22 protein-coding genes and 1 pseudogene are annotated in these 21,740 nt (G+C 65.3%); 13 read left to right on the top strand and 10 right to left on the bottom strand.

Annotated elements, in window-relative coordinates; translation table 11 throughout:
* Positions 1 to 1,082, top strand: a 1,082-nt coding sequence (locus LXM94_RS00450) for an ATP-binding cassette domain-containing protein (RefSeq protein ID WP_235769173.1), incomplete at its 5' end; no start/stop codon positions are given.
* An 8-nt stretch (positions 1,083 to 1,090) separates the two neighbouring features.
* On the opposite strand, the gene LXM94_RS00455 is transcribed toward LXM94_RS00450, so the two are convergent.
* The gene (locus LXM94_RS00455; protein WP_235769174.1) at positions 1,091 to 2,734 is read right to left on the bottom strand and encodes an FAD-binding dehydrogenase; all 1,644 of its coding nucleotides are present in this window, start codon (positions 2,732 to 2,734) and stop codon (positions 1,091 to 1,093) included.
* Positions 2,735 to 2,849: 115 nt separating this feature from the next.
* On the opposite strand from LXM94_RS00455, the pseudogene LXM94_RS00460 reads away from it, so the two are divergent.
* Positions 2,850 to 3,288, top strand: a pseudogene (locus LXM94_RS00460) (hypothetical protein); the annotation flags it as partial.
* Between the two features lie 63 nt (positions 3,289 to 3,351).
* Positions 3,352 to 3,540: a YegP family protein gene (locus LXM94_RS00465; protein ID WP_235769175.1), complete on the top strand. Its 189-nt coding sequence runs from the start codon at positions 3,352 to 3,354 to the stop codon at positions 3,538 to 3,540.
* A 102-nt stretch (positions 3,541 to 3,642) separates the two neighbouring features.
* Here LXM94_RS00465 and LXM94_RS00470 read toward each other — a convergent pair whose 3' ends face one another.
* From LXM94_RS00470 to LXM94_RS00495, 6 genes are all read right to left on the bottom strand, one after another.
* Positions 3,643 to 4,674 carry a peptidoglycan -binding protein gene (locus LXM94_RS00470; RefSeq protein WP_235769176.1) on the bottom strand — a complete coding sequence of 344 codons (1,032 nt, stop codon included), beginning with the start codon at positions 4,672 to 4,674 and terminating at the stop codon, positions 3,643 to 3,645.
* A 4-nt stretch (positions 4,675 to 4,678) separates the two neighbouring features.
* The gene (locus LXM94_RS00475) at positions 4,679 to 5,752 is read right to left on the bottom strand and encodes a MotA/TolQ/ExbB proton channel family protein (protein WP_235769177.1); all 1,074 of its coding nucleotides are present in this window, start codon (positions 5,750 to 5,752) and stop codon (positions 4,679 to 4,681) included.
* Positions 5,753 to 5,865: 113 nt separating this feature from the next.
* The gene (locus tag LXM94_RS00480) at positions 5,866 to 6,666 is read right to left on the bottom strand and encodes an inositol monophosphatase family protein (protein ID WP_235769178.1); all 801 of its coding nucleotides are present in this window, start codon (positions 6,664 to 6,666) and stop codon (positions 5,866 to 5,868) included.
* A 63-nt stretch (positions 6,667 to 6,729) separates the two neighbouring features.
* Positions 6,730 to 7,293, bottom strand: a complete 564-nt coding sequence (gene efp, locus LXM94_RS00485; protein ID WP_235769179.1) for an elongation factor P — start codon at positions 7,291 to 7,293, stop codon at positions 6,730 to 6,732.
* Between the two features lie 156 nt (positions 7,294 to 7,449).
* Entirely contained in the window at positions 7,450 to 8,658 is a 1,209-nt protein-coding gene (locus LXM94_RS00490) for a tetratricopeptide repeat protein (protein WP_235769180.1), read from the bottom strand.
* Positions 8,659 to 8,675: 17 nt separating this feature from the next.
* Positions 8,676 to 9,341 (bottom strand): thiamine phosphate synthase, encoded by a 666-nt coding sequence (locus tag LXM94_RS00495; protein ID WP_235769181.1) that lies wholly within the window; start codon positions 9,339 to 9,341, stop codon positions 8,676 to 8,678.
* A gap of 105 nt (positions 9,342 to 9,446) precedes the next feature.
* Here LXM94_RS00495 and LXM94_RS00500 point away from each other — a divergent pair, with 105 nt between their 5' ends.
* Positions 9,447 to 10,217 carry a sulfite exporter TauE/SafE family protein gene (locus LXM94_RS00500; protein ID WP_235769182.1) on the top strand — a complete coding sequence of 257 codons (771 nt, stop codon included), beginning with the start codon at positions 9,447 to 9,449 and terminating at the stop codon, positions 10,215 to 10,217.
* Positions 10,218 to 10,300: 83 nt separating this feature from the next.
* On the top strand, positions 10,301 to 10,561 hold the full coding sequence (locus LXM94_RS00505) for an ArsR/SmtB family transcription factor (RefSeq protein WP_235769183.1): 261 nt from the start codon (positions 10,301 to 10,303) through the stop codon (positions 10,559 to 10,561).
* A 278-nt stretch (positions 10,562 to 10,839) separates the two neighbouring features.
* On the opposite strand, the gene LXM94_RS00510 is transcribed toward LXM94_RS00505, so the two are convergent.
* Positions 10,840 to 11,013 carry a YdcH family protein gene (locus LXM94_RS00510; RefSeq protein WP_235769184.1) on the bottom strand — a complete coding sequence of 58 codons (174 nt, stop codon included), beginning with the start codon at positions 11,011 to 11,013 and terminating at the stop codon, positions 10,840 to 10,842.
* 216 nt (positions 11,014 to 11,229) lie between these two features.
* Here LXM94_RS00510 and LXM94_RS00515 point away from each other — a divergent pair, with 216 nt between their 5' ends.
* The 5 genes from LXM94_RS00515 to LXM94_RS00535 all read left to right on the top strand — a co-directional run bounded on the left by LXM94_RS00515 (position 11,230) and on the right by LXM94_RS00535 (position 13,979).
* A complete protein-coding gene (locus LXM94_RS00515) occupies positions 11,230 to 11,433 on the top strand; it encodes a YdcH family protein (protein ID WP_235769185.1) in 204 nt (67 codons plus the stop codon).
* 47 nt (positions 11,434 to 11,480) lie between these two features.
* Entirely contained in the window at positions 11,481 to 11,948 is a 468-nt protein-coding gene (gene purE, locus LXM94_RS00520; protein ID WP_235769217.1) for a 5-(carboxyamino)imidazole ribonucleotide mutase, read from the top strand.
* Complete coding sequence (locus LXM94_RS00525; RefSeq protein WP_235769186.1) at positions 11,945 to 13,000, top strand: 5-(carboxyamino)imidazole ribonucleotide synthase; 1,056 nt, start codon at positions 11,945 to 11,947, stop codon at positions 12,998 to 13,000. The genes purE and LXM94_RS00525 overlap by 4 nt, the downstream gene beginning before the upstream one ends.
* A gap of 176 nt (positions 13,001 to 13,176) precedes the next feature.
* Complete coding sequence (ykgO, locus tag LXM94_RS00530) at positions 13,177 to 13,302, top strand: type B 50S ribosomal protein L36 (protein WP_024271182.1); 126 nt, start codon at positions 13,177 to 13,179, stop codon at positions 13,300 to 13,302.
* Positions 13,303 to 13,373: 71 nt separating this feature from the next.
* Positions 13,374 to 13,979 carry a tetratricopeptide repeat protein gene (locus LXM94_RS00535; RefSeq protein ID WP_235769187.1) on the top strand — a complete coding sequence of 202 codons (606 nt, stop codon included), beginning with the start codon at positions 13,374 to 13,376 and terminating at the stop codon, positions 13,977 to 13,979.
* 152 nt (positions 13,980 to 14,131) lie between these two features.
* Here LXM94_RS00535 and LXM94_RS00540 read toward each other — a convergent pair whose 3' ends face one another.
* Both LXM94_RS00540 and LXM94_RS00545 read right to left on the bottom strand, forming a co-directional pair.
* Positions 14,132 to 15,985 carry a DUF882 domain-containing protein gene (locus LXM94_RS00540; protein ID WP_408015568.1) on the bottom strand — a complete coding sequence of 618 codons (1,854 nt, stop codon included), beginning with the start codon at positions 15,983 to 15,985 and terminating at the stop codon, positions 14,132 to 14,134.
* A 173-nt stretch (positions 15,986 to 16,158) separates the two neighbouring features.
* Complete coding sequence (locus LXM94_RS00545) at positions 16,159 to 17,700, bottom strand: sigma-54-dependent transcriptional regulator (RefSeq protein WP_235769189.1); 1,542 nt, start codon at positions 17,698 to 17,700, stop codon at positions 16,159 to 16,161.
* 169 nt (positions 17,701 to 17,869) lie between these two features.
* On the opposite strand from LXM94_RS00545, the gene LXM94_RS00550 reads away from it, so the two are divergent.
* From LXM94_RS00550 to LXM94_RS00560, 3 genes are read left to right on the top strand one after another with little or no spacing between them, the layout of a single operon-like run.
* On the top strand, positions 17,870 to 19,726 hold the full coding sequence (locus tag LXM94_RS00550; RefSeq protein ID WP_235769190.1) for a M3 family oligoendopeptidase: 1,857 nt from the start codon (positions 17,870 to 17,872) through the stop codon (positions 19,724 to 19,726).
* Between the two features lie 15 nt (positions 19,727 to 19,741).
* A complete protein-coding gene (locus tag LXM94_RS00555) occupies positions 19,742 to 20,899 on the top strand; it encodes an aminodeoxychorismate synthase component I (protein WP_235769191.1) in 1,158 nt (385 codons plus the stop codon).
* The gene (locus tag LXM94_RS00560) at positions 20,896 to 21,552 is read left to right on the top strand and encodes an aminotransferase class IV family protein (protein WP_235769192.1); all 657 of its coding nucleotides are present in this window, start codon (positions 20,896 to 20,898) and stop codon (positions 21,550 to 21,552) included. Before LXM94_RS00555 ends, LXM94_RS00560 begins: the two co-directional genes overlap by 4 nt.
* Positions 21,553 to 21,740: the final 188 nt, after the last annotated feature.

Genomic DNA, 21,740 nt, shown 5'->3' on the forward strand with positions numbered 1-21,740 from the left:
ATGCGGCGGCCCGCGCCGCGATCCGGGCCCGCTCGCTGCTGACCGCCTTTGCGATTGCAATGATCTTCGGCAGCGTCGTGGCCGTGCTCTGGTTCGGTGCGCAGGATGTGCTCTCAGGCACGCTGTCTGCCGGTACGCTCGGCCAGTTCCTGCTCTATGCCGTGTTCGCCGCCGGCAGCCTCGGGGCACTTTCGGAAGTGTGGGGCGAGCTCTCGCAGGCGGCCGGAGCGGCCGAGCGGCTCGCCGAACTGCTCGAGGAAGAACCCGGAATCCAGGCACCGGCCCATCCCGTCTCCCTCCCCTCCCCGGCGCGCGGCGAGGTGACGTTCGACGACGTGCACTTCTCCTATCCGTCGCGGCCCGGATATCGCAGCGTCAACGGCTTGAGCTTCCACATCCGGCAGGGCGAGACCGTGGCGGTCGTCGGCCCGTCGGGCGCCGGCAAGAGCACCATCCTCTCGCTCATCCTGCGCTTCTACGACCCGCAGTCCGGCGCCGTCTCGCTGGATGGCGTCGACATCCGCAGTGCCGATCCCGAGGCGGTCCGCCGCCGCATCGCCCTGGTGCCGCAGGACGTGACGATCTTCGCCGCGACCGTGCGCGACAACATCGCCTTCGGCATGCCCGGCGCCTCGACGGAAGAGATTCTCGCCGCAGCGAAGGCTGCCCAGGCAGACGAGTTCATCGGCCGGCTCGACAAGGGGTTCGACACGATGGTCGGCGAGCGCGGCGTCACGCTGTCGGGCGGCCAGCGGCAACGCATTGCGATTGCCCGGGCGATCCTGAAGGACGCGCCGCTGCTGCTGCTCGACGAAGCCACCTCCGCCCTCGACGCGGAAAGTGAAACGCTTGTCCAGGCCGCGCTCGACCAGCTGATGGGCGAGCGAACCACGATCGTCATCGCCCACCGGCTCGCGACGGTTCTCAAGGCCGACCGGATCCTAGTGATGGAACACGGCCGCATCGTCGAGGAAGGCAACCACCAAAGCCTCGTCCGCCTGGGTGGTCTCTATGCCAAACTGGCACGGCTGCAATTCGACTATGGGTCCGACGAAGCGGTCGCCCCACGCCAGATCAACTGACCCGCCGCTCAGACGCCGACGCCCCGCCCGGCAATACGGCCCGAAAACAGACAACCGCCGAGGAAGGTACCTTCGAGCGCGTTGTAGCCGTGCACGCCGCCACCGCCGAAACCCGCGACCTCGCCGGCCGCATAAAGGCCCGACACCGGTTCCCCCGACGCCTGCAGCACCCGGCTTGACAGATCCGTCTGGAGGCCGCCGAGCGTCTTGCGCGTCAACAGGTTGAGGCGCACGGCAATCAGCGGCCCGGCTTTCGGGTCGAGGATGCGGTGCGGCCGGGCGGTTCGCATCAGCCTGTCGCCGAGATAGTTGCGCGCGCCGCGGATAGCGGTCACCTGGACGTCCTTCGAGAACGGATTTTCGATCGCCCGGTCTCGCGCCTCGACCTGGGCGCGGATATGAGCCGCGTCCAGGCGGTTCTCGCCCGTCAGCGCATTCATCGCCGCCACGAGATCCTCCAGCCTGTCGCGGACGACGAAATCCTCGCCCTTGTCCATGAAAGCCAGCACGGGCGCCGGCGGGTTGCGGCCAAGTCGCCTGAGCAGAAGCCGAATGTCCTTGCCGGTCAGGTCCGGGTTCTGCTCCGAGCCCGACAGCGCAAATTCCTTCTTGATGATCGCCTTCGTCAGGATGAACCAGCTGTAATCGTGCCCCGACGCCTTGATCGCCTTCAGCGTGCCGAGCGTGTCGAAGCCCGGCATGGCGGGCGCCGGGAAACGGTTGCCGTCGGCATCGAACCAGAGCGACGACGGCCCGGGCAGGATGCGGATGCCGTGGTTCGGCCAGATCGGATCCCAGTTGCGCAGGCCCTCGGTATAGTGCCACATCCGGTCGCCGTTTATGACGGCGCCGCCGGCCTCCCGGGCAATCGCAAGCATCCGGCCGTCGACATGGTGCGGCACGCCGCTGACCATCACGGACGGCGGCGGGCCCAATCGATCGACCGGCCAATTCTGCCGGACGAGCTCCTGATCGCCGCCGATGCCGCCGGACGCGACGATCACCGCGCCTGCGGCTATCGAGAAGGTCCCGACAACCGCGCGCGAACTCCGCTGGCCGCGGGCCACGGGATCGGTCGCGAGGACCGAGCCCTCCGCCCCGGTGACCGCGCCGTTTGCCGTCACCAGCCGGTCGACCTGGTGGCGGAAGCGGAAGGACAGACCGCCTCTCGCGGCGGCGTCCTTCACCCGGCGCAGAAAGGGGGCAAGCACGCCCGGTCCCGTTCCCCAGGTGACGTGGAAGCGCGGCACGGAATTGCCGTGGCCGGAGGCGAGACCGCCGCCGCGCTCGGCCCATCCGACGACCGGAAACCACCGCATGCCCTGTGCATGCAGCCAGGCACGCTTTTCACCCACGGCGAAATCGAGATAGGCGTCCGCCCACAGTCGCGGCCAGTGATCCTCCGGACGATCGAACCCGGCGGAGCCGAACCAGTCCTGACGCGCAAGGTCGATACTGTCGCGGATGCGCATGCGCCGCTGCTCGGGGCTGTCCACGAAGAACAGGCCGCCAAGCGACCAGAAGGCCTGTCCGCCGAGGTTCTGTTCGCCTTCCTGATCGAGCACGATCACCCGCAGGCCACGCTCCGCCGCCTCCGCCGCGGCAACCAAACCCGCCAGCCCGGCGCCGATCACCAGCACGTCGCAATCCATGAATGCCCTCCCAAGCCAGTCGCCCCGTAAAATTACGCTTACGTTCGCGTAAGAGCAACGCGGAATTGCGACGCCGAGCCGATACGTGGTGCTTTTTCCCTTTCCCGACGCTCAAATCGCGCAGAGGATGTCCGAAGAACCCGGCCGGCAGCTGATCGTCGAGAATGTCGCTGGCGCCGGCGGCATTTCTCGCCCGGGCGGAACCCGCTCATCCTGAAAACGAAGCCCTACGACCCGATTGCCGATTTTGCACCGATCTCGCTTCTGGTGGTCGTCCCGAACGGGCTCGTGGTAAACCCGGAACTGCCGGTAAAGACCGGCGAGGAATTCGTCGGCATGCAGCATATTCCCAACAAGGGGTCCGGCCCGGCCCAGAACGGCGTGGTCGGCAATCAGGTGCCGATCATGTTCGACAACCTTCCTTCGTCCTCCGGCCACAGGAATTCAGCGCGGAAATCATAGGATCGACGTTCGAGGAGCGCGCCAGCCACGTCAAGGCGGAACTCGACAAATGGACGCCGGTTGTGCGCGACGCGAATATACAAATGGATTGAAGCGGATTTTTCGCGCTAGACTTGCCCTGCAAGAGACAGCCCAGCGATTCGAGGGAGAAACGCATGTACAAGTTCGAAGTCTACAAGGACAAGGCCGGCGAGTTCCGCTTCCGCTTCAAGGCGTCCAACGGCGAGACGATGTTCTCGTCCGAGGGATACAAGGCGAAGGCCTCGGCCATGAGCGCGATCGAGTCGATTAAGAAGAACGCGCCGGAAGCAACGGTTGTCGACGAGACGAAGGCGAGCGCCTGACGGCGCCCGCCTCCGCCAGCAAGACCGGCTATCCATTCGAGCTTGTCTTCCGGGCCCGCCCTGCCATCGGCATGCGGCGGGCCTTCGTGCTTTTCGCCGCGATCAGCGCTCGGTCAGCTTGAGTTCGATCCGGCGATTGGTCGAACGTGCCTCCGGGCTCTCGCCCTCGGCGATCGGCTGGAACTCGCCGAAGCCAGCCGCGACGAGGCGGTTCGCCGGAACACCCTTCGAGATCAGGAACTTGACCACCGAGGTGGCGCGCGCCGACGACAGTTCCCAGTTGTCGGCGTAGCGGCCGGCACCGGAGAGCGGCACGTTGTCCGTATGGCCGTCGACCCGCAGCACCCAGTTGATCTCCGGTGGGATCTCGCGGGCGAGGTCGAGCAGCGCGGTGGCGAGTTTCGTCATCTCCGTCTGCCCCGCCTCGTTCAACTGGTCGCCGCCGGACGGGAAAAGCACCTCCGACTGGAAGACGAAGCGGTCGCCGACGATGCGGATATTCTCACGGTCCGAAAGGATCTCGCGCAGCCGGCCGAAGAAGTCGGACCGGTAGCGGTTCAGTTCCTGCACGCGCTGCGCCAGCGCGACATTCAGCCGGCGCCCGAGGTCGGCGATCTTCGCCTGCGATGCATCGTCCTTGGCTTCCGACGCCTGCAGCGCCTCCTCGACGGCGGCAATCTGGCTGCGCAGGGCGGCGATCTGCTGGTTCAGCAGCTCGATCTGGCTCATCGCCCGGGCACTGACCTGCTGTTCCTCGTCGAGCGACTTGCTCAGTGTCGAAATCCGCTCCGTCGCCGCAGCGGAGGTTCCAGACCCGCGATCGAGCAGCTGCTGGAGCCGCGACCGCTCGCCTTCCGAATCGGCGAGCGACGCCTGCAGGTTGGCGAGTGCGTCCTCGAGGTCCTGTTTGCCGCTCTTTTCCAGCGCAAGCAGTTGCGTCAGTTCGTTGATCTGGCTTGTCAGCCGGTTCAGCACCTCGTCCTTGCCGGAGATTTCGCGGCTGAGGAAGAACTGTGCCAGCACGAAGACGCAGAGCAGGAACATGATGGCGAGCAGCAGCGTCGACAGCGCGTCCACGAAGCCCGGCCAATAGTCGACGCCGCGTTCCCGGCGCCGGTTGCGAGCAAGCGCCATTCACTTATTCCCCGGCCTTGTCATGCACCTTTTCGATGACCCGCTCGACGTGCTTGTCGCCGCTGCGGGCCGCAAGCCTGTCGAGCGTGCGGCGGAGGGCCTTCGCCTCCTCCTGCTGGGCCTCGATCCAGTCCCGCAGCATCTGCTGCTCGCTGCGCATGTTCTTGACGAGCCCTTGTATGCCTTCCGCCAGGCTCGCCATCGCGGCGGTCGTCCGGTTGTGGCCGCCGCCCTCCTGCGAGACCTTCACGATCTGCTCGGCGAGCTCGCGCAGTTCGTCCGCCGACCGGGATGCCGGTGCAGCGGCGACATTGGCCACCTCCGAGCCGACGTCGGTGACGGAAGAAAGCCAGTTCTCGAGCTCCGTGTAGAATCGGTTCTGTGCCCGGCCCGCCTGGAGATCAAGGAAGCCGAGGATGAGCGAACCGGAAAGGCCGAACAGCGATGTCGAGAAGGCCGTGCCCATGCCGTCCAGCGGTGCAGAAAGCCCCTCCTTCAAGGCGGCGAGCACGTCGGCGGCCGTGCCGGTGCCGGCATCGAGCGACTGGATGACCGTATTGATCGAGCCGATCGTGCCGAGAAGACCCCAGAAGGTGCCGAGCAGGCCGAGGAACACCAGAAGGCCGATGAGATAGCGCGACGTGTCGCGGGATTCGTCGAGGCGGGTCGCGATCGAATCGAGGATCGAGCGAAGCGCCGTGGTGGAGATCGCCATGGAATGGCGCCGCCCGATCAGGGCGCGCATCGGCGCCAGCAGCACCGGATCGCGCCCGACCTTCTCGGCACTCCCCGCGGCGCGGAACGAATTGAACCAGCGCACCTCGGGCCGGAGCGACAGGACGTGGCTGAAGACAAGCAGCACGCCGATCAGGAGAACACCGAGAATGAGGCCATTCAGTCCGGGATTGCTGAGGAAGGCGGTCTGCGCCTGACGAAACAGGATCGCGGCGACGAATCCGACGATGATCAGGAAGATGACCATCGTCCAGAAGAAGGCCATGGGGCTGGACAGCTTGTGCGGATAGTCGTCCCCAGTCTCGGAAGACCCGCCCCAGCCCGACAATGCCAATTTCGCCATCGCTTCGCGATCTCCTGCGTGAGTCACGGCCGGAGACTAGAGGAAGATTGCGCCGAATTGAAGGGGTGAGCGGCCTTGTGCCGGCGTTGCCACCCCGCACGCGACGAAGCGCGTCACCGTGTCGGGACCGGCCGGTGCACGACCTCGGTGAGCGCCTTGTGGATGTACTCGTTGCCGGCGACGAGCGTGCCGTTGTCGAGCATCGCGCTGCCGCCATCGAGATCGGTGACGAAACCGCCCGCCTCACGGATCAGCAGAATGCCGGCCGCGATGTCCCAGGCCGACAGGTCGCGTTCCCAGAATCCGTCGAAACGGCCGGCCGCAACCGAGGCGAGATCGAGCGACGCGGCGCCGAAGCGGCGGATGCCGGCGACCTCGCCCATGACATGGCGCAGTTCGATCAGAAACTTGCCGTGATTGCCGCGGCCGAGATGCGGCACGCCGCATCCGACGACCGCATCCGACAGCACCTTGCGCGCCCCGACACGCAACCGGCGATCGTTGAGGAAGGCGCCGCCGCCCCGTTCGGCCGTGTAGAGCTCGTCGGTCGCCGGGTTGAGCACGACGGCCGCGACGATCTCGCCGTTACGCTCGAGCGCGATCGAGATCGCGAAGCAGGGAATGCCATGCAGGAAGTTCGTCGTGCCGTCGAGCGGGTCGACGATCCAGCGATGTGCGCCGTCCGTGCCCTTGATCTCCTCACCCTCTTCGCCAAGGAAGCCATAGGTCGGGCGGGCCTTCAGGAGATCCTCGCGGATGATCTTCTCAGCCTTGCGGTCAGCCTGGGAGACGTAGTCCGCCGGCCCCTTGAGCGAGACCTGGAGGTTCTGGACCTCGCCGAAATCGCGGGCGAGCGACTTGCCGGCCTTGAAGGCGGCCTGGACCATGACGTTGAGAAGAGCTGAGCGGGCCATGAGGCATTCCTTTGACTTGTCCGGCGGGGGCGCAGGGCGCCCGCGTCGCCGGGGAACCGCGGATCAGTCGGCGCGGCGGAGATAGGCGATTTCGTTGGTGTCGACGAGCACGCGCTCGCCGGCTTCGATGAAGGGCGGCACCAGCACGCGCACGCCGTTCTCGAGCACGGCGGGCTTGTAGGAAGAGGCCGCCGTCTGCCCCCTGACGACGGGGTCCGCCTCGGCAACGGCGAGCACCACCTGGTCCGGCAGCGCGATACCGATCGGCTTCTCGTCATAGAGCTGAACCGTCACCATCATGCCGTCCTGGAGGAAGGCGGCGCGGTCGCCGACGAATTCCTTCGGCAGTTCGAGCTGCTCGTAGCTGTCCAGGTTCATGAAGACGAGCCCGTCGCCCTGTTCGTAGAGGAACTGGAAGTCCTTCTTCTCCAGATCGACCTTCTCGACCGTCTCGGAGGTGCGGAAACGCTCGTTGAGCTTCGTCCCGTCGATCAGGTTCTTGAGTTCGACCTGATTGAAGGCGCCACCCTTGCCGGGCTTGACGGTGTTGCACTTCACGGCCGCCCAAAGGCCGCCGTTGTGCTCGATGACAGAACCCGGGCGAATGTCGCCGCCACTGATTTTCATGAAACTTTTCCGTGTACGAGAGGCTTGCGCAGGGCCGCGGAAGGGAGCACCGGCGAAACTGCGGCTTCAAGACCACAATTCCCCCCGTTTTTCAAGTGTCGGAGACGGAGGCGGCTCGGAAGACGGCGCGATGGTGCCTGCGGTCGCGCCGCGCCGTCACGACGAGCGGAACTTGTTGGCGGCCGAGATGCCGGCCTTCTGCTCCTCGTCCGTCAGCCCGAGATAAAAGTCCTCGAGCGCGGGATCCTTGAGGCCCGCCCGGCGCGACAGCACGAACCACTTCGCCGCCTCGACCGGGTCGGGCCGCGTGCCGATCGCGTTGATATAGAGGTGGGAGAGGCGGTTCTGGGCAACCACGTTGCCGCGCTCGGCAGCGCGCTTCATCCAGCCGAAACCATCCTCGTAGCTGCGCTTGCCGCCCGTGCCGTTGATGAGCCAGATCGCGAGGTCGAGCTGGGCGGTGTCGTAGCCGGCGCGGGCGGCCCTCAGCAGCCATTCGCGTGCCCGGTCGCGCTTCGCTTTCGGCAGATCCTTGAGGTTCGCGTAAATCTGCGACAGCGCGTATTGCGCATCCGAAATGCCCTGCTCCGCGGACTTCTCGTAGTAGGGCATCGCGTCCCGCAACCCCTTCTCGCCCGGCGAATTGGCGACCAGCACCTGCGCATAGTTGAACTGCGCGGAGGGATTGCCGAGGTCGGCGGCCTTCTTCATCAGCTCGTCCGCGCGCTGCCGGTCACGGGGCACGAGCGAGCCCTCCATCAGCAACAGCGCGTATTTGAACATTGCCGCGGGGTCGCCGTTCTGTGCCGCCTGCCCGTACCAGAAGGCGGCATCCCTGCGGTTGCGCTTGACACCGAGGCCCTGGTCGAAGATTTCCGCGACAAGCGTCTGTGCCGCCGCGTCGCCGAGCTGCGCCCGCGGCAGGGCAAGCTCCATCGCCGTCAGGTAGAAGCCGCGCTGGTAGGCGCCATAAGCCTCGTCGACCCTGCCCTCGAAGGGCTTTTCGGCCGGCAGGGCCGGCAGGTCGGCACCCATGCGCTCGAGCACATTGATGCCCTGCGACGCGCCGGCCGTGTCGTTCTTGTCCTTGCCGGCCAGGGCGTCCGTCGCCCCCTCTTCGGGTGCCTTGGATCCCGCAGACGCCGCGCCATCCTCCTCGTCCGGCTCGATCACTCGCCCGGCCTTGTCGACCGCCTGCGGCGTCTCCAGCGTGCCGCCGACCGCGCCCGGTTGCTGCAGGAAGCTTCCGGCCGCGTTGGAATCGGCCGGGATCACCGCGGGCTTCCGGTCCGGAATCTCCTGCGCCACCGCGCCGCCCCCCGCCAGAGCGAGCATGGCGACGAGCCCGATGGCAACACGGCACATGCGACGCGAACCCCTTGTCATGCGTTCGGTAAATCCTCAAACCGTGGCGCTTTTTCGTCAAGAAGGCCATTCACGAAGGCAACGACATGCGGAGCCTGACCGGCGTCGTCGAACACGGCGCGCGCAAGCGCGACGAACTCGGCACCCGTCTCCGCCACGGCGAGCGCCGACTGCGGGTCCGTGCCACCCATGACGATGCAGGGAACCTCTACCATAGAAGCCCACCACTCGCCGAGCGCCAGGTTCTTCGGATGCGCGTCCGGCTTGATGTCGCCGCCGATTTTGCCGAAGAAGATGTAGTCCGGCTGTGCCTCGCCGATCTCCAGCGCCTTGTGCCGATCGGTTGCGTTGCCGCCGCCGACGATGAGCTTGGGCGTGAACTTCTCCACCGCTTCGGCAAGCACGTCGGCTCCGCCGGTGACATGGATGCCATCGGCCTTCGCCCGTCCTGCGACCCGCGTGTCGCCGGCAAGGAGCGCCGCCGCCCCCGCATTCTGGATGATCGGAACAAGGGCCTCGGCATGTTTCTGGAAGTCGCTGTCGTTCAGGCCATATTGCGGCAGGATGACCGAGGCGACGTCGCCGCCCCTCAACGCGCCCTCGAGCAGACGGGAACGGGCATCGATATCGTCGCCCTCCGGCGCGATCAGCACGAGGCGGCAACGGTTTTCAATCTCACGCATCGGCGGTCCATCATCCTGTGATTTCACGGCGGACGATGCGCAGCGCTCTCGCAATGTCCAGGCAAAGCGGATAGACCTGTTGCGCCTCAGGATCAATCGCCCTCCATGAACATCGACCCGACAATCTACTATGCGGCCGTCCCTGCCGTGCTTCTCGTCGGCCTGACGAAAGGCGGCATGGGGGAGGCACTCGCCCTGATGGGCGTGCCGATCCTCGCCATGGCGGTATCGCCGGTCCAGGCGGCGGCCATCCTCCTGCCGATCCTCATCGTCAGTGACGTCGTCTCCCTGTGGATCTGGCGCCGCCACCACGACCGGAGGACCTTCCTGATGATGCTCCCCGGCGGCCTCGCCGGAGTGGCCATCGGCTGGGCGACGGCCGCCTACGTGCCGCGCGACGCCCTGCGCCTCATCATCGGGCTCATCGCCATCCTCTTCGCGGCGCGCTATTTTTACAACCAGTGGCGCACCCGCCGGGGTATCGTCATCCCGGCAAAGCCGCACCGGCTCGTCCCCGCTGCCTTCTTCGGAACGCTGGCCGGCTACGGCAGCTTCGTCGCCCATGCCGGCGGCGCGCCCTTCCAGGTCTACGCCCTGCCGCTGAAGCTCGATCCGCGCAACTACACCGGCACGGCGGTGCGCTACTTCGCAACGCTGAACGCCGTGAAACTCGTACCCTATTTCGCGCTCGGCCAGCTCGACACGACGAATCTTTCGATCTCCGCGACGCTCGTGCCGCTTGCCATCCTCGCAACGGCTGTCGGCGGCTATCTCATCAAGCGCATGCGTCCGGAGGTCTTCTACCCGTTCATGTATGCGATGGCCCTGCTCGCCGGCCTGAAGCTCGCCTATGACGGACTGTCGGCACTCGCCTAATCGCCGGGAAGTCAAGGGGTTCGCGCGATGGTGCAACGCACAAACCGCTTGCCGATCCCGCGGCTTTGCCATAGATTTCCCGCATGGCGCACCCCGATCCCTTCGCTGCGATTGCCGACCCGAACCGCCGCTTTCTCCTCGAGGAACTGCGCCGGGCTCCGAAGACGGTCAACGAACTGTCGCAGGGCCTGCCGATCAGCCGCCCGGCCGTCTCGCAGCATCTCAAGGCATTGCTCGATTGCAATCTGGTGAGCGTGACGGCAAGGGGTACGAGCCGCATCTACGCGATCAACAATGCCGGCTTCAACCGGCTCAATCTCTGGCTGGACCAGTTCTGGGCCTGACGTTCCGGCGCGCTGCAAGAGGCTCCCGGGCCACGTCCGGAAAACGCCGTTTTGATCAAGAGTCAGCGGAGAGTTTGGCGAGCGGGCGTGCCGTTCTGACACAGCGTCCCGGGCGCGCCACCCCGCGCGACCGGGACGTGTCAATTCGACGAAATTACGATTGAGATGATGTGCCGGTTTTCCGGCCCCTCCGTCTCCGGAACGCGCTCTTGCAACCGTTCCCTGTTCGTGTTCCGTCCCTTGTTACATCGTTTTTATCTGGAAATTACCGTGACAACTCAATGTGTTGAGGAACGAAGCCTTTCGATTTCGTCCTTGATGCGCAACTTCCGCCGCTTGAGGTCGTTGATGATCCGGTCTTCAGAAGAAGGGTGATTCATCGCCGTGTGCAACTCCTCCTCAAGGGCGAAGTGCTTCTTTTCAAGCGTGGCAAGATGAGCCTCAATCGTCATGTGACAGTTCCTTCCTTTTGTTTGCATACGGTCGCTTGCACGCCGGATGACCCAGGTTGTAACAAACAAAGTGTGCCATGCTATTTTTCATTTGTCGAAGGCGATTTCGTGGCCAAGGATAACTTCCCGTTACCGCGACTTTCGTGATAGGAGCAGCGTTCGTGCTGCGAACGAGTGGCGGTAAACCGCCATCGATGACGACGGGGACTTGATAGCATGGCAGACCAGGAACAGGCGGAACTCAGGCTGGCTTTGGCTCGGCTGCGACAGGAGCACGAGGACTATGACGCCGCCATCAACGCCATGATCCAGACGGGCTGCGAAGCCCTCAGAATCCAGCGGATGAAGAAGAAGAAGCTGGCGATCAAGGACAAGTTGACCAAGATCGAGGACCAGATCATCCCCGACATCATTGCCTAGACGGATCCGGATACGTGACGACAGAGACGCCCCCCATCGCCATCATCATGGGCAGCCAGTCCGATTGGGAGACGATGAAAAACGCCGCCGACACGCTTGACGCGCTCGGGGTGGACTACGAGGCGCGCATCATCTCGGCGCACCGCACGCCGGACCGGCTTTACAAATTCGCCAAGGGCGCCCGCGCCGAGGGCTTCAAGGTCATCATCGCCGGCGCCGGCGGTGCGGCACACCTGCCGGGCATGACCGCCGCGATGACGCCGCTGCCGGTCTTCGGCGTGCCCGTCCAGTCGAAGGCGCTTTCCGGCCAGGACAGCCTGCTTTCCATCGTGCAGATGCCGGCCGGCATTCCAGTCGGAACGCTGGCGATCGGCCGCGCCGGCGCGGTCAACGCGGCGCTGCTCGCCGCCGCCGTGCTCGCGCTGACGGATCCGGAACTTGCGCACAGGCTCGACGACTGGCGGGATCATCAAGCCCGCGCGGTCGCGGACTACCCGGTGGACGCGCCGCTATGACGGTCCGCACGATCGGCATCATCGGCGGCGGCCAGTTGGGCCGCATGCTGGCCATGGCAGGCGCCCGGCTGGGGCTGCGCACCGTCATTCTCGAACCGCAGGCCGACTGCCCGGCGGCACAGGTCGCCAACGCGCAGATCGTCGCCGCCTACGACGATCCGGCGGCGCTCGACGCGCTCGCCGCAGCGTCTGATGTCGTGACCTACGAATTCGAAAACGTTCCGGTTTCGGCCGCCGAGGCGCTGGCGCGCTCCATCGCCGTCTACCCGCCGCCGCGGGCGCTGCAGGTTTCGCAGGACCGCCTCGCCGAAAAACAGTTCATCAACGGCTGCAGCATCGATACGGCTCGCTTCCTGTCGGTCGATGACCAACAGGAACTCGAGGCCGCGCTCGATGCCTTCGGCGGCGTCGGCGTGCTGAAAACACGCCGGATGGGCTATGACGGCAAGGGGCAGCGCCTTTTTCACTCGCCGGCGGAAGACCGTGCCGGCGCGTTCGCCGCACTTGGCGGCGTGCCCCTCATCCTTGAAAGCCTCGTTCCCTTCGATCGCGAAATCTCCATCATCGCCGCCCGCGGCAAGGACGGCACGATCGTCTGTTACGATCCCGCCGAGAACGTCCACCGCGACGGCATTCTCCATACCTCGACGGTGCCTGCCGCGATTTCCGAGGCGACGGCCGACCGGGCGCGCAAAGCTGCGCGCGCCATGCTGGACGATCTGGGTTATGTCGGCGTCATCGGCGTCGAGTTCTTCGTGCTGGCCGACGGCGGGCTGGTCGTCAACGAGATCGCGCCGCGCGTCCACAATTCCGGACACTGGACGGAAGCCGCCTGCATCATCTCGCAGTTCGAACAGCACATGCGTGCCGTTGCGGGGCTGCCGCTCGGCGACGCACGACGCCATTCGGACTGCGTGATGCAGAACCTGATCGGCGACGACATGACTGACGTGCCCGCATGGCTGTCGCAGCCGGACGTGCTCGTCCATCTCTACGGTAAGGTCGAGGCGAGGCCAGGGCGCAAGATGGGGCATGTGACGCGTCTCTGCTGATCCTCTCCGCGGCCGAAAATAGGCGCAGCGCCGTGCAAAAGCCGGTTGCGCGGTTGACAGGGCGGGGCTGAACGGGTACATGCCTGCCAACCTGAGAGCGCGCCCGAAACGGCGCGTTTTTAATTGAGGATAATCCGGGCGGGTCGCTTCGCCCTCAAGCATCGCGGATCAGAAAAATGAAGATCAAGAATTCGCTCAAGTCGCTCAAGGCCCGCCACCGCGAAAACCGCCTCGTGCGCCGCAAGGGCCGCATCTACATCATCAACAAGCAGAACCCGCGCTTCAAGGCTCGCCAGGGCTGATTGTTGTCGATCCCCGCAAGGGATCGAGAGATAGTGATTTGAAAAACGGCGCGTGCGGGCTACCATGCCTCATGCGCCGTTTTTTTGCCTGGACGATTCTGATTCCCCTGTCCGTCTCCGCCGGAGCCAGTCCTGCCCTGCCGCAGGAAGCGGCCACGCCTGCCACCCAGGACAGCGCCACGGCGCTCTCCACATCGGCGGAGCGGCTCGATTCGCTTTTCGCCGAACTGAAACGCGAGACGAACGCCGACGCGGCCGAGGACATTTCCAACCGCATCCGCCTGGAATGGCAGGATTCCGGCAGTGCGACGATCAACTTGCTGATCCAGTGGGCCGACAAGTCCGTTGCTGAGGACAAGAACGGCGCGGCGCTGGACTATCTCGACGAAGTGGTTCGGCTCGCGCCGGACTATCCCGAGGGCTGGAACCGGCGCGCGACGCTTCACTACAAGATGGGCAACCTGCGCAAGTCGATGTCCGACATCAACCAGGTGCTGATCCTGGAGCCACGCCATTTCGGCGCGATTGCCGGCCTGGCGGCGATCCTGACATCGAGCGGAGAAGACGAACTGGCGCTGAGGGCCTGGGAACGTTTCCTCGACGTCTATCCCTCCGAGCGCCGTGCCCAGAAGGAAATGGGCGACCTCGCCGAAAAACTCGCCGGCCGCCGCACATAGGCCCGGACGCGGCCTGCCGCGAGTTGCACCTCCCCTGACGGCATCCGTCTTTGACAGGCTTCCTTGTTCCAGCCCGCTGCAACGAACGACAAACCCCGCAGGCAAGCCCGCGGGGTCTTAAATCAAATCGTGCCCGACGTGGCGCTCAAGGATCAGTTGCTGACCTGGGCGAACTTCCGCACTTCCATGAAGTTGACCGCGGAGCCGCTGAAGCGGCCCGGATCAACCGTTGTCTCTCCGGCGTCGAAGCCGGCGCTGTAGACCGTGGTCGGCGCGGCGCGCAGCGTGCGGCTGACAAAGCGCGGCGCTTTGACAGGCTTGGACTGCGTTGCAAAGCGGCCCTGGCTCAGGGCCCATTTCGAGATGATCTGCTGCGTCAGCTTCGGTTCGCTGCGGATTGCGCCGCGTGCGACGGCCTCCGCATCCTTCTTCTTCGGGCGGCCGCCCTTCAGGCCGCTTTCCGCTCCGCCATCCGCGTCGAAGGCGCTTGCGAAGGCGTCCTCGGCGCGGCGCGTCTCGGTATCCGGCACGAGGGCTGCGAGCGTCACAGGACGCGCCTCCTCTTCATCGATCGTCGGATCGGCGAGGGCGACGCGTGTTGCAGCGGCTGCCGAGAGCCCTTCGCTCTGTTCCGCATCCGCAACGGCCGCGACGGCCTCGGTCTGCGCGACCGGCACCTCGGCTTCCGCCACCGCCGCCAGCACCGACTCGAACGCGGGCCGGGCGTCGGGAATCGGCACCGCGTCAAAGCCCTCCTCGTCCGTCATCGGACCGGCCGAGGCGGTCATGATTTCGCTTTCCGCGTCGCCCGGCTGCGAGCGATCCCCCAGCATTTCCGGAACGGGGATCTTCATGTCGTCGAGGCTTGCCGTCTCCGTCGACGGATTCTCTCCTTCTGCCGGCAAGGCGGCCTCAAGCGCAGCCGCAGCCCCGTTCGTCGTCGGCGCCACCAGCGCCAATTCCGTCGTGGTGGCCTGCTTCTGCTCCTTGAACGCCGGGCGGATGAGCGGAACCGGCGCCGTAAAGGCCACTTCCGTCTGCTGCTCCGTTTTGGCGGCGGGCTCCTCGGCGGTCGTCACGCCCGGCAGTTCTTTGGTGGTTTCGCGGCTGCGCGCAACCGGCTTCTCTTCCGCAATCGGCTCCGCGCTCGCGATTGCATTGGGTTCCTCGTCCTCGTCGCCTCCCTGTCCGAAGAGGGCCGCGAGGAAATTGCCCTTGCGCTTGCGGGTTGCGGTATCCGGAGAGCCGCCGCCGGCAACCTCGACGGAATCCGCACCGACGCGACGCTTGTAGTCGGCAACGGCCTGATCGTAGCCGGGTAGCGGCTTGCCATCGGAGGGCAGGTGAAGCGTCTTGCCGTCCGGGAACAGGCTGACGAGTTCCTTTCGGCTCATGCGCGGCCAGGCGCGCACGCTGCCGACGTCGAGATGCACGAAGGGCGCGCCGGACTTCGGATAATATCCGACGCCGCCGACCTGGAACTTCATGGCGATCGACCGGAGCGCCGCAAGCTTCACATCCGGAATGTAGAAGTCCATTGCCTTGCCAAGCATATGCTGACTCTTCTTGGCGACACCCTTGGAGCGCGACCGCAGCATCGAGTTGGTGGCCGGCGAGCGATAGGCGGAGACGACGTGGATATAACCCCTGGCGCCACTCTTCTGATAGACCTCCCAGACGAGATCGAAGAGACGCGGATCCATCTTGGTCGGCTCGTTGCGGCGCCAGTCGCGCAGGAAGCGGTTGAGCTGCTGCAGGCCCTTCTGATCGAAGCGCCCGTTGCGCTTGAAGGTGATCTCGGCCTTTTCCTTGGTGTGAATATAGAAGAGCTTCAGCGAGCGGGTGCCGCCGGCGGCTTCCGTGGATGACGGGACGATGGAGGGCGTGGCGAGCGCGGCGGCCAACAGGAGCGACAGGCCGATACGCGGAACCCTCGAAGCTGCGCCCTTGAACAGCTTACGCACACGGGCGCCCGCGTTCAGTATCGATCCAAAAAAATCTGCCAATTCTATCCCCGTCCGACGGACAAAAGGCGTCCCTTTGTCCCAGATGACTGCGAATTGCGGTAACAGCATGGCAAATCCGCCACAGTTGCCGCGACTCCCCAATTATAGTGAATGGTCCACTAACAAGGGATGAACGGCAACCGCCGGGGAAAGAAGCCTGAAAAGCCGGACGATCAGGCAACTTCCTTCAACGGATTTTCCGGATCGATACCATAGTCCTTGAGCTTGCGGTAGAGCGTCGAGCGCCCAATGCCCAATTTCCGTGCAACCTGACTCATCTGGCCATGATAAAATTTCAAGGCAAAACGGATGAGCTCCTCTTCCACATCGGCGAGCTTGCGGACGTGTCCGCCGCGATCGATGCCGGCAATCGCCCCTTCGACGAGCGACGGCACGGAGGCGTCGGCGACGCTCGACCGGCTGAAGTCCGGATAGACCGGTGGCAGGCGCAGGTCCGACGGCATGTCGTCGTTCGCCGACCCCTGCTCGATGTCCCAGGTCACCTGTCCGTTGTCGGTGATGGCATAACCGGACACCTGGGTGGCGATCTGCGGGAAGTCGGCAACATCGAGTTCCGCGCCTTGCGCGAGCACCACGGCACGGAAGATGGCGTTCTCGAGCTGGCGGATATTGCCCGGCCAGTCATAGGCGGTCAGGAGCGCCAGGGCACCTGCCGAGACGGTGAGCGGCGTCGCGAGCTTCTGCTCGCCGGCGAAGCGCTGGACGAAGGAACGCACCAGGACCGGAATGTCCTCCTTGCGCTTGCGCAGCGCCGGGATGGTGATGGGGAAAACATTGAGGCGATAGTAGAGGTCTTCGCGGAAGCGGCCTTCCTTCACCTCGTTGATCAGATCCCGGTTCGTCGCCGAGATCAGGCGGACGTTGACCTTCTGCGGGAAACGGGCGCCGATCGTCTCGATCTCGCCCTGCTGAACGGCGCGCAGCAGCTTGACCTGCACATCGAGCGGCAGGTCACCGATCTCGTCGAGGAACAGTGTGCCGCCGTCGGCTTCCATGAACTTGCCCGTATGCCGCTCCGTGGCGCCGGTGAAGGCGCCCTTCTCGTGGCCGAAGAGGATGCTCTCGACGAGGTTGTGCGGAATGGCGCCGCAATTGACGGTGACGAAGGGTTTGTGGGCCCGGTCGCTCGCCGCCTGGATGGCGCGGGCGACCATCTCCTTGCCGACACCTGACTCGCCTTCGAGCACGACCGGAATGTTGGACTGTGCGGCGCGGCGTGCCAGGTCGATCACCCGCAGCATGGCGGGGCTTGCGGACACGATGTCGTCGAAATGAACGGCTTCGGTGCGATGCCGGCGGCCATGACGTCCGCGACCATCCTTCTGGTCGAGCTTCAGCGCATTGCCGATCGCGACAGAGAGCCGTTCCGGCGAGACCGGCTTGACCACGAAATCGAAGGCGCCGGCCCGCATGGCCATGACGACCGTCTCGATGCCGCCCTGTCCGGTCTGCACCACGACGGGAATGGTGATCTCCCGTTCGGCGAGCACCTCGAGGAAGGCCGTGCCGTTCATCTCCGGCATCATCAGGTCGAGCAGAATGACATTGATCAGCCCGCCCTTGCGATCGAGCACATCGAGGCCGGCTCGGCCGTTTTCCGCCATATGCGCGACGTAACCGTTGCGCTCGATCATGTTCTTCAAGAGCCTGCGCTGGACAGGATCATCATCGATGACAAGAATATGGGCCGTCACTGGAACCTCCTTGCCTGAGACATGCTTCATGCATGCTCACGGGGACTGAACTCAAGAAGAGACCTTGGCAGAAAGGGTTGAACATGCCGTTTTGAGAAAGGCTTGCATTTTAACCATTGGCGTCGCAAGCAGGGCGCCCCGAGCAGAGACCGGAACCGAGAGCGAACCGATGACCAATTTCCCCTCCCAGACGCCCCGATTGAACGCGCCGCCGAAAGCAGCGGCCGCCGCGCAGGAGGGGCTCGGCGACCTGCCGGAATGGACGCTTTCCGATCTCTATCCCTCGGCCGGCTCGCCGGAATTTCTGGGAGACCTCAAGAAGGCCGAGGCAGATGCAATCGCGTTCGAGGCAAGGTGGAAGGGCAAGCTCGATGCCGCCGCGGGCCTGACCGGTGACGAGGGCATCGGCGCCGCCGTGGAGGCGTTCGAAAAGCTCGAAGACACGCTCGGCCGCATCGCCTCCTTCGCGGGTCTCACCTACTTTTCCAACACCACCGACCCCGCCAATGGCAAGCTCTACGGCGATGTCCAGTCGAAGATCACCGACATCAGCGCGCATCTTCTGTTTTTCTCTTTGGAATTGAACCGCATAGACGATGCGCGCATCAACCTCTGCCTTGCGAGGGACACGCGCGCCGGCCATTACCGCCCCTGGCTCGAAGATCTGCGCAAGGACAAGCCGCATCAGCTTGATGACCGCACGGAACAGCTCTTCCTGGAAAAATCGATGACGGGAGCCGCCGCCTGGAACCGCCTGTTCGACGAGACGATGGCCTCTCTGCGCTACACGGTCGACGGCGAGGAGCTGCCGCTGGAGGCGGCGCTGAACCTGCTGCAGGATCCGGACGGCGAGATGCGCAGGAAGGCGGCGGAAGCGCTCGCCGCGACCTTCAGGGCGAACATCCGTACCTTCTCGCTCATCACCAACACGCTCGCCAAGGACAAGGAGATTTCCGACCGCTGGCGCGGTTTCGGCGACATCGCCGACAGCCGGCATCTTGCAAACCGCGTCGAGCGCGAGGTGGTCGATGCGCTGGCGGCGGCCGTGCGCGCCGCCTATCCGCGCCTGTCCCACCGCTATTACGCCATGAAGGCCAAGTGGCTCGGAATGGAACAGCTCAATTTCTGGGACCGCAACGCACCCCTGCCGGAAACCTCCAACACGCTGATCGGCTGGGACGAGGCGCGCGACACGGTGCTTTCCGCCTATGGCACGTTCGACCCTGAAATGGAGACCATCGCCCGACGCTTCTTCGACGACGGCTGGATCGACGCGCCCGTCCGTCCCGGCAAGGCCCCCGGCGCCTTCGCCCATCCGACCGTTCCCTCGGCGCATCCCTATGTGCTCGTCAACTACATGGGCAAGCCGCGCGACGTGATGACGCTCGCCCACGAACTCGGCCACGGCGTGCACCAGGTGCTCGCCGGCGGCCAGGGCGCGCTGATGGCCTCGACGCCGCTGACGCTCGCCGAAACCGCCTCCGTCTTCGGCGAGATGCTGACCTTCCGCAGTCTGCTCGACAAGACGAAGGGCAGGCGCGAGCGCAAGGCCATGCTCGCCCAGAAGGTCGAGGACATGATCAACACCGTCGTGCGCCAGATCGCCTTCTACGAATTCGAGCGCAAGCTCCACACCGCCCGCAAGGACGGTGAACTCACCGCCGAGCAGATCGGCGAGCTCTGGCTGTCCGTGCAGGGCGAAAGCCTCGGCCCGGCGGTTCGGATCTCCGAGGGCTACGAGACCTACTGGGCCTATATCCCGCACTTCATCCATTCGCCGTTCTACGTCTACGCCTATGCCTTCGGCGACTGCCTGGTGAACTCGCTCTACGCCGTCTACCAGCAGGCCGAAAACGGCTTCCAGCAGAAGTATTTCGAGATGCTGAAGGCCGGCGGCACCAAGCATCACTCCGAATTGCTGAAGCCCTTCGGCCTGGACGCGACGGACCCGTCGTTCTGGAGCAAAGGATTGTCGATGATCGAGGGGCTCATCGACGAACTCGAAGCGCTTGATACGGCGGCCTGAAACCGGACGACCGACATGACCGCGCCCGAACCCTACGTGCTCTTCCGGGACGACCGCGAAGACCGGACGACGGTCTTCGCCGATCCCCTGCGTGTCGTCACCGTCCGCAGCCGCGACCGGTTCGAGGCGGCCTTCGCGCAATTGCAGGCGGCGCATGCGGAAGGATACTGGATCGCCGGCTTCATGAGCTACGAGGCAGGCCATCTCTTCGAAGAGAAGCTTGCGCCTTTCGCCGGGGAGGATCGCGAAACGCCGCTGATGAGCTTCGGCATCTTCAAGGCACCGGCAGAGGGACATGACCTTGCCGCGCCGCGGCAGCGCGTCGAGAACGAGCCCTTCATCGCCGAGCCGCGCGCGGCCTGGAACCTCGAGGCCTACCGGCAGCGCTTCGACCGGCTGCACCGGCATCTCAGGCAGGGCGACTGCTATCAGGCGAACCTAACCATGCCGATCACGGCGCGCTGGAGCGGCGATCCGGTCGCCGCCTTCTGGTCGCTGATCGAGCGCCAGCCGGTGAAGTACGGCGCGCTCGTCGCGCTCGACGGCCCGATGCTGCTTTCCCGTTCTCCCGAACTCTTCTTCCGCATCGACGGTGACGGCTGGATCGAGACGCATCCGATGAAGGGTACCGCGCCGCGCGGGGCGAGCGCAGCCGAGGACACCGCCATCATCGCCGCCATGCAGGCGGACCCGAAGTCGCAAGCCGAGAACCGCATGATCGTCGACCTTCTGCGCAACGACATCTCGCGCGTGAGCGCGGTGGGCACGCTCGACGTGCCGAAGCTCTTCGCCGTCGAGACCTATCCGACGGTGCACCAGATGGTAAGCCACGTCCGGGCGAAACTCGTGCCCGACACGACGATCCGCGACATCTTCGCGGCGCTCTTTCCGTGCGGATCGGTGACCGGCGCGCCGAAGATGCGGGCGATGGAGATCCTGCACGATCTCGAGGAGGGGCCGCGCGACGCCTATTGCGGCGCCATCGGCTGGATCGCGCCGGACGGCACCATGCAGTTCAACGTGGCGATCCGCACGATGTCGCTCTTTCCCGGCGGCAGGGCGGTTTTCAATGTCGGCGGCGGCATCGTCTTTGATTCGACGGCCGAGGCGGAATATGAAGAGTGCCTGCTGAAGGCCCGTTTCGCCGTCGGCGACGCGGAGATCGCCGCATGAGCGATCTTTCACTGATCGAGACGCTGCGGTGGGAGCCGGAAAGCGGCTTCCTTCGCCTGCCGCTGCACCTGGCCCGCCTCACCGCTTCCGCCGGCGTGCTCGGCCTGCCGGGGGCGGAAAGGGCCGGCGCGGCGCTGCTGGCCGCGGTCGGCGGCGACAAGCCGCTGCGCGTCCGGCTCGAGCTTTTCCCGGAGGGGCACATCGCGGTGACGACCGCACCCTTTTCGCCCCTGTCGCCCGGAACCGTCTGGCGCGTCGCCGTCGCCGCGCTGCGCCTTTCGTCCACAGATGCACTGCTGCGCCACAAGACCAGCCGCCGCGAGATCTACGAGGCCGCACGGGCCGAGTTTTCGCGCGATATGGCGGACGAGGTCATCCTGCTCAACGAGCGCGACGAACTCTGCGAGGGCACGATCACCAGCCTGTTCGTCGAAGACGACACCGGCAAGCTCCGGACGCCGCCGCTCTCCTGCGGCCTGCTCGCCGGCGTGCTCAGGACCGACCTGCTCTGCCGGTCAAAGGCTCGGGTGGGAAAGCTGCGCCTCGCCGACATCGAGGGACGTCCCTTCCATCTCGGCAACTCCCTCCGCGGTCTGATCCCGGCGACGCTGGTTTCGGCGACGCTGGTTTCGGCGGATGCCAACCCACGATGACGTGTCCGCTACTTGCCGCACTGCGGCGGGAGCGACCCTCCGGCAGCCTGCCGGCCCTGCTCCGGTTGAAGCTGAAGGGTAAGGGCGATATATCCGACCAGTTCCAAGATCGGCCGCAACGGGACGACACCAGGTTTTGACCATCCCCGCCCATACGCCCTATGACGGTTCGGCCCGGCTCTTCACCA

Source organism: Rhizobium alarense, assembly GCF_021555155.1.
GTDB classification, from domain to species: Bacteria; Pseudomonadota; Alphaproteobacteria; order Rhizobiales; family Rhizobiaceae; genus Rhizobium_D; species Rhizobium_D alarense.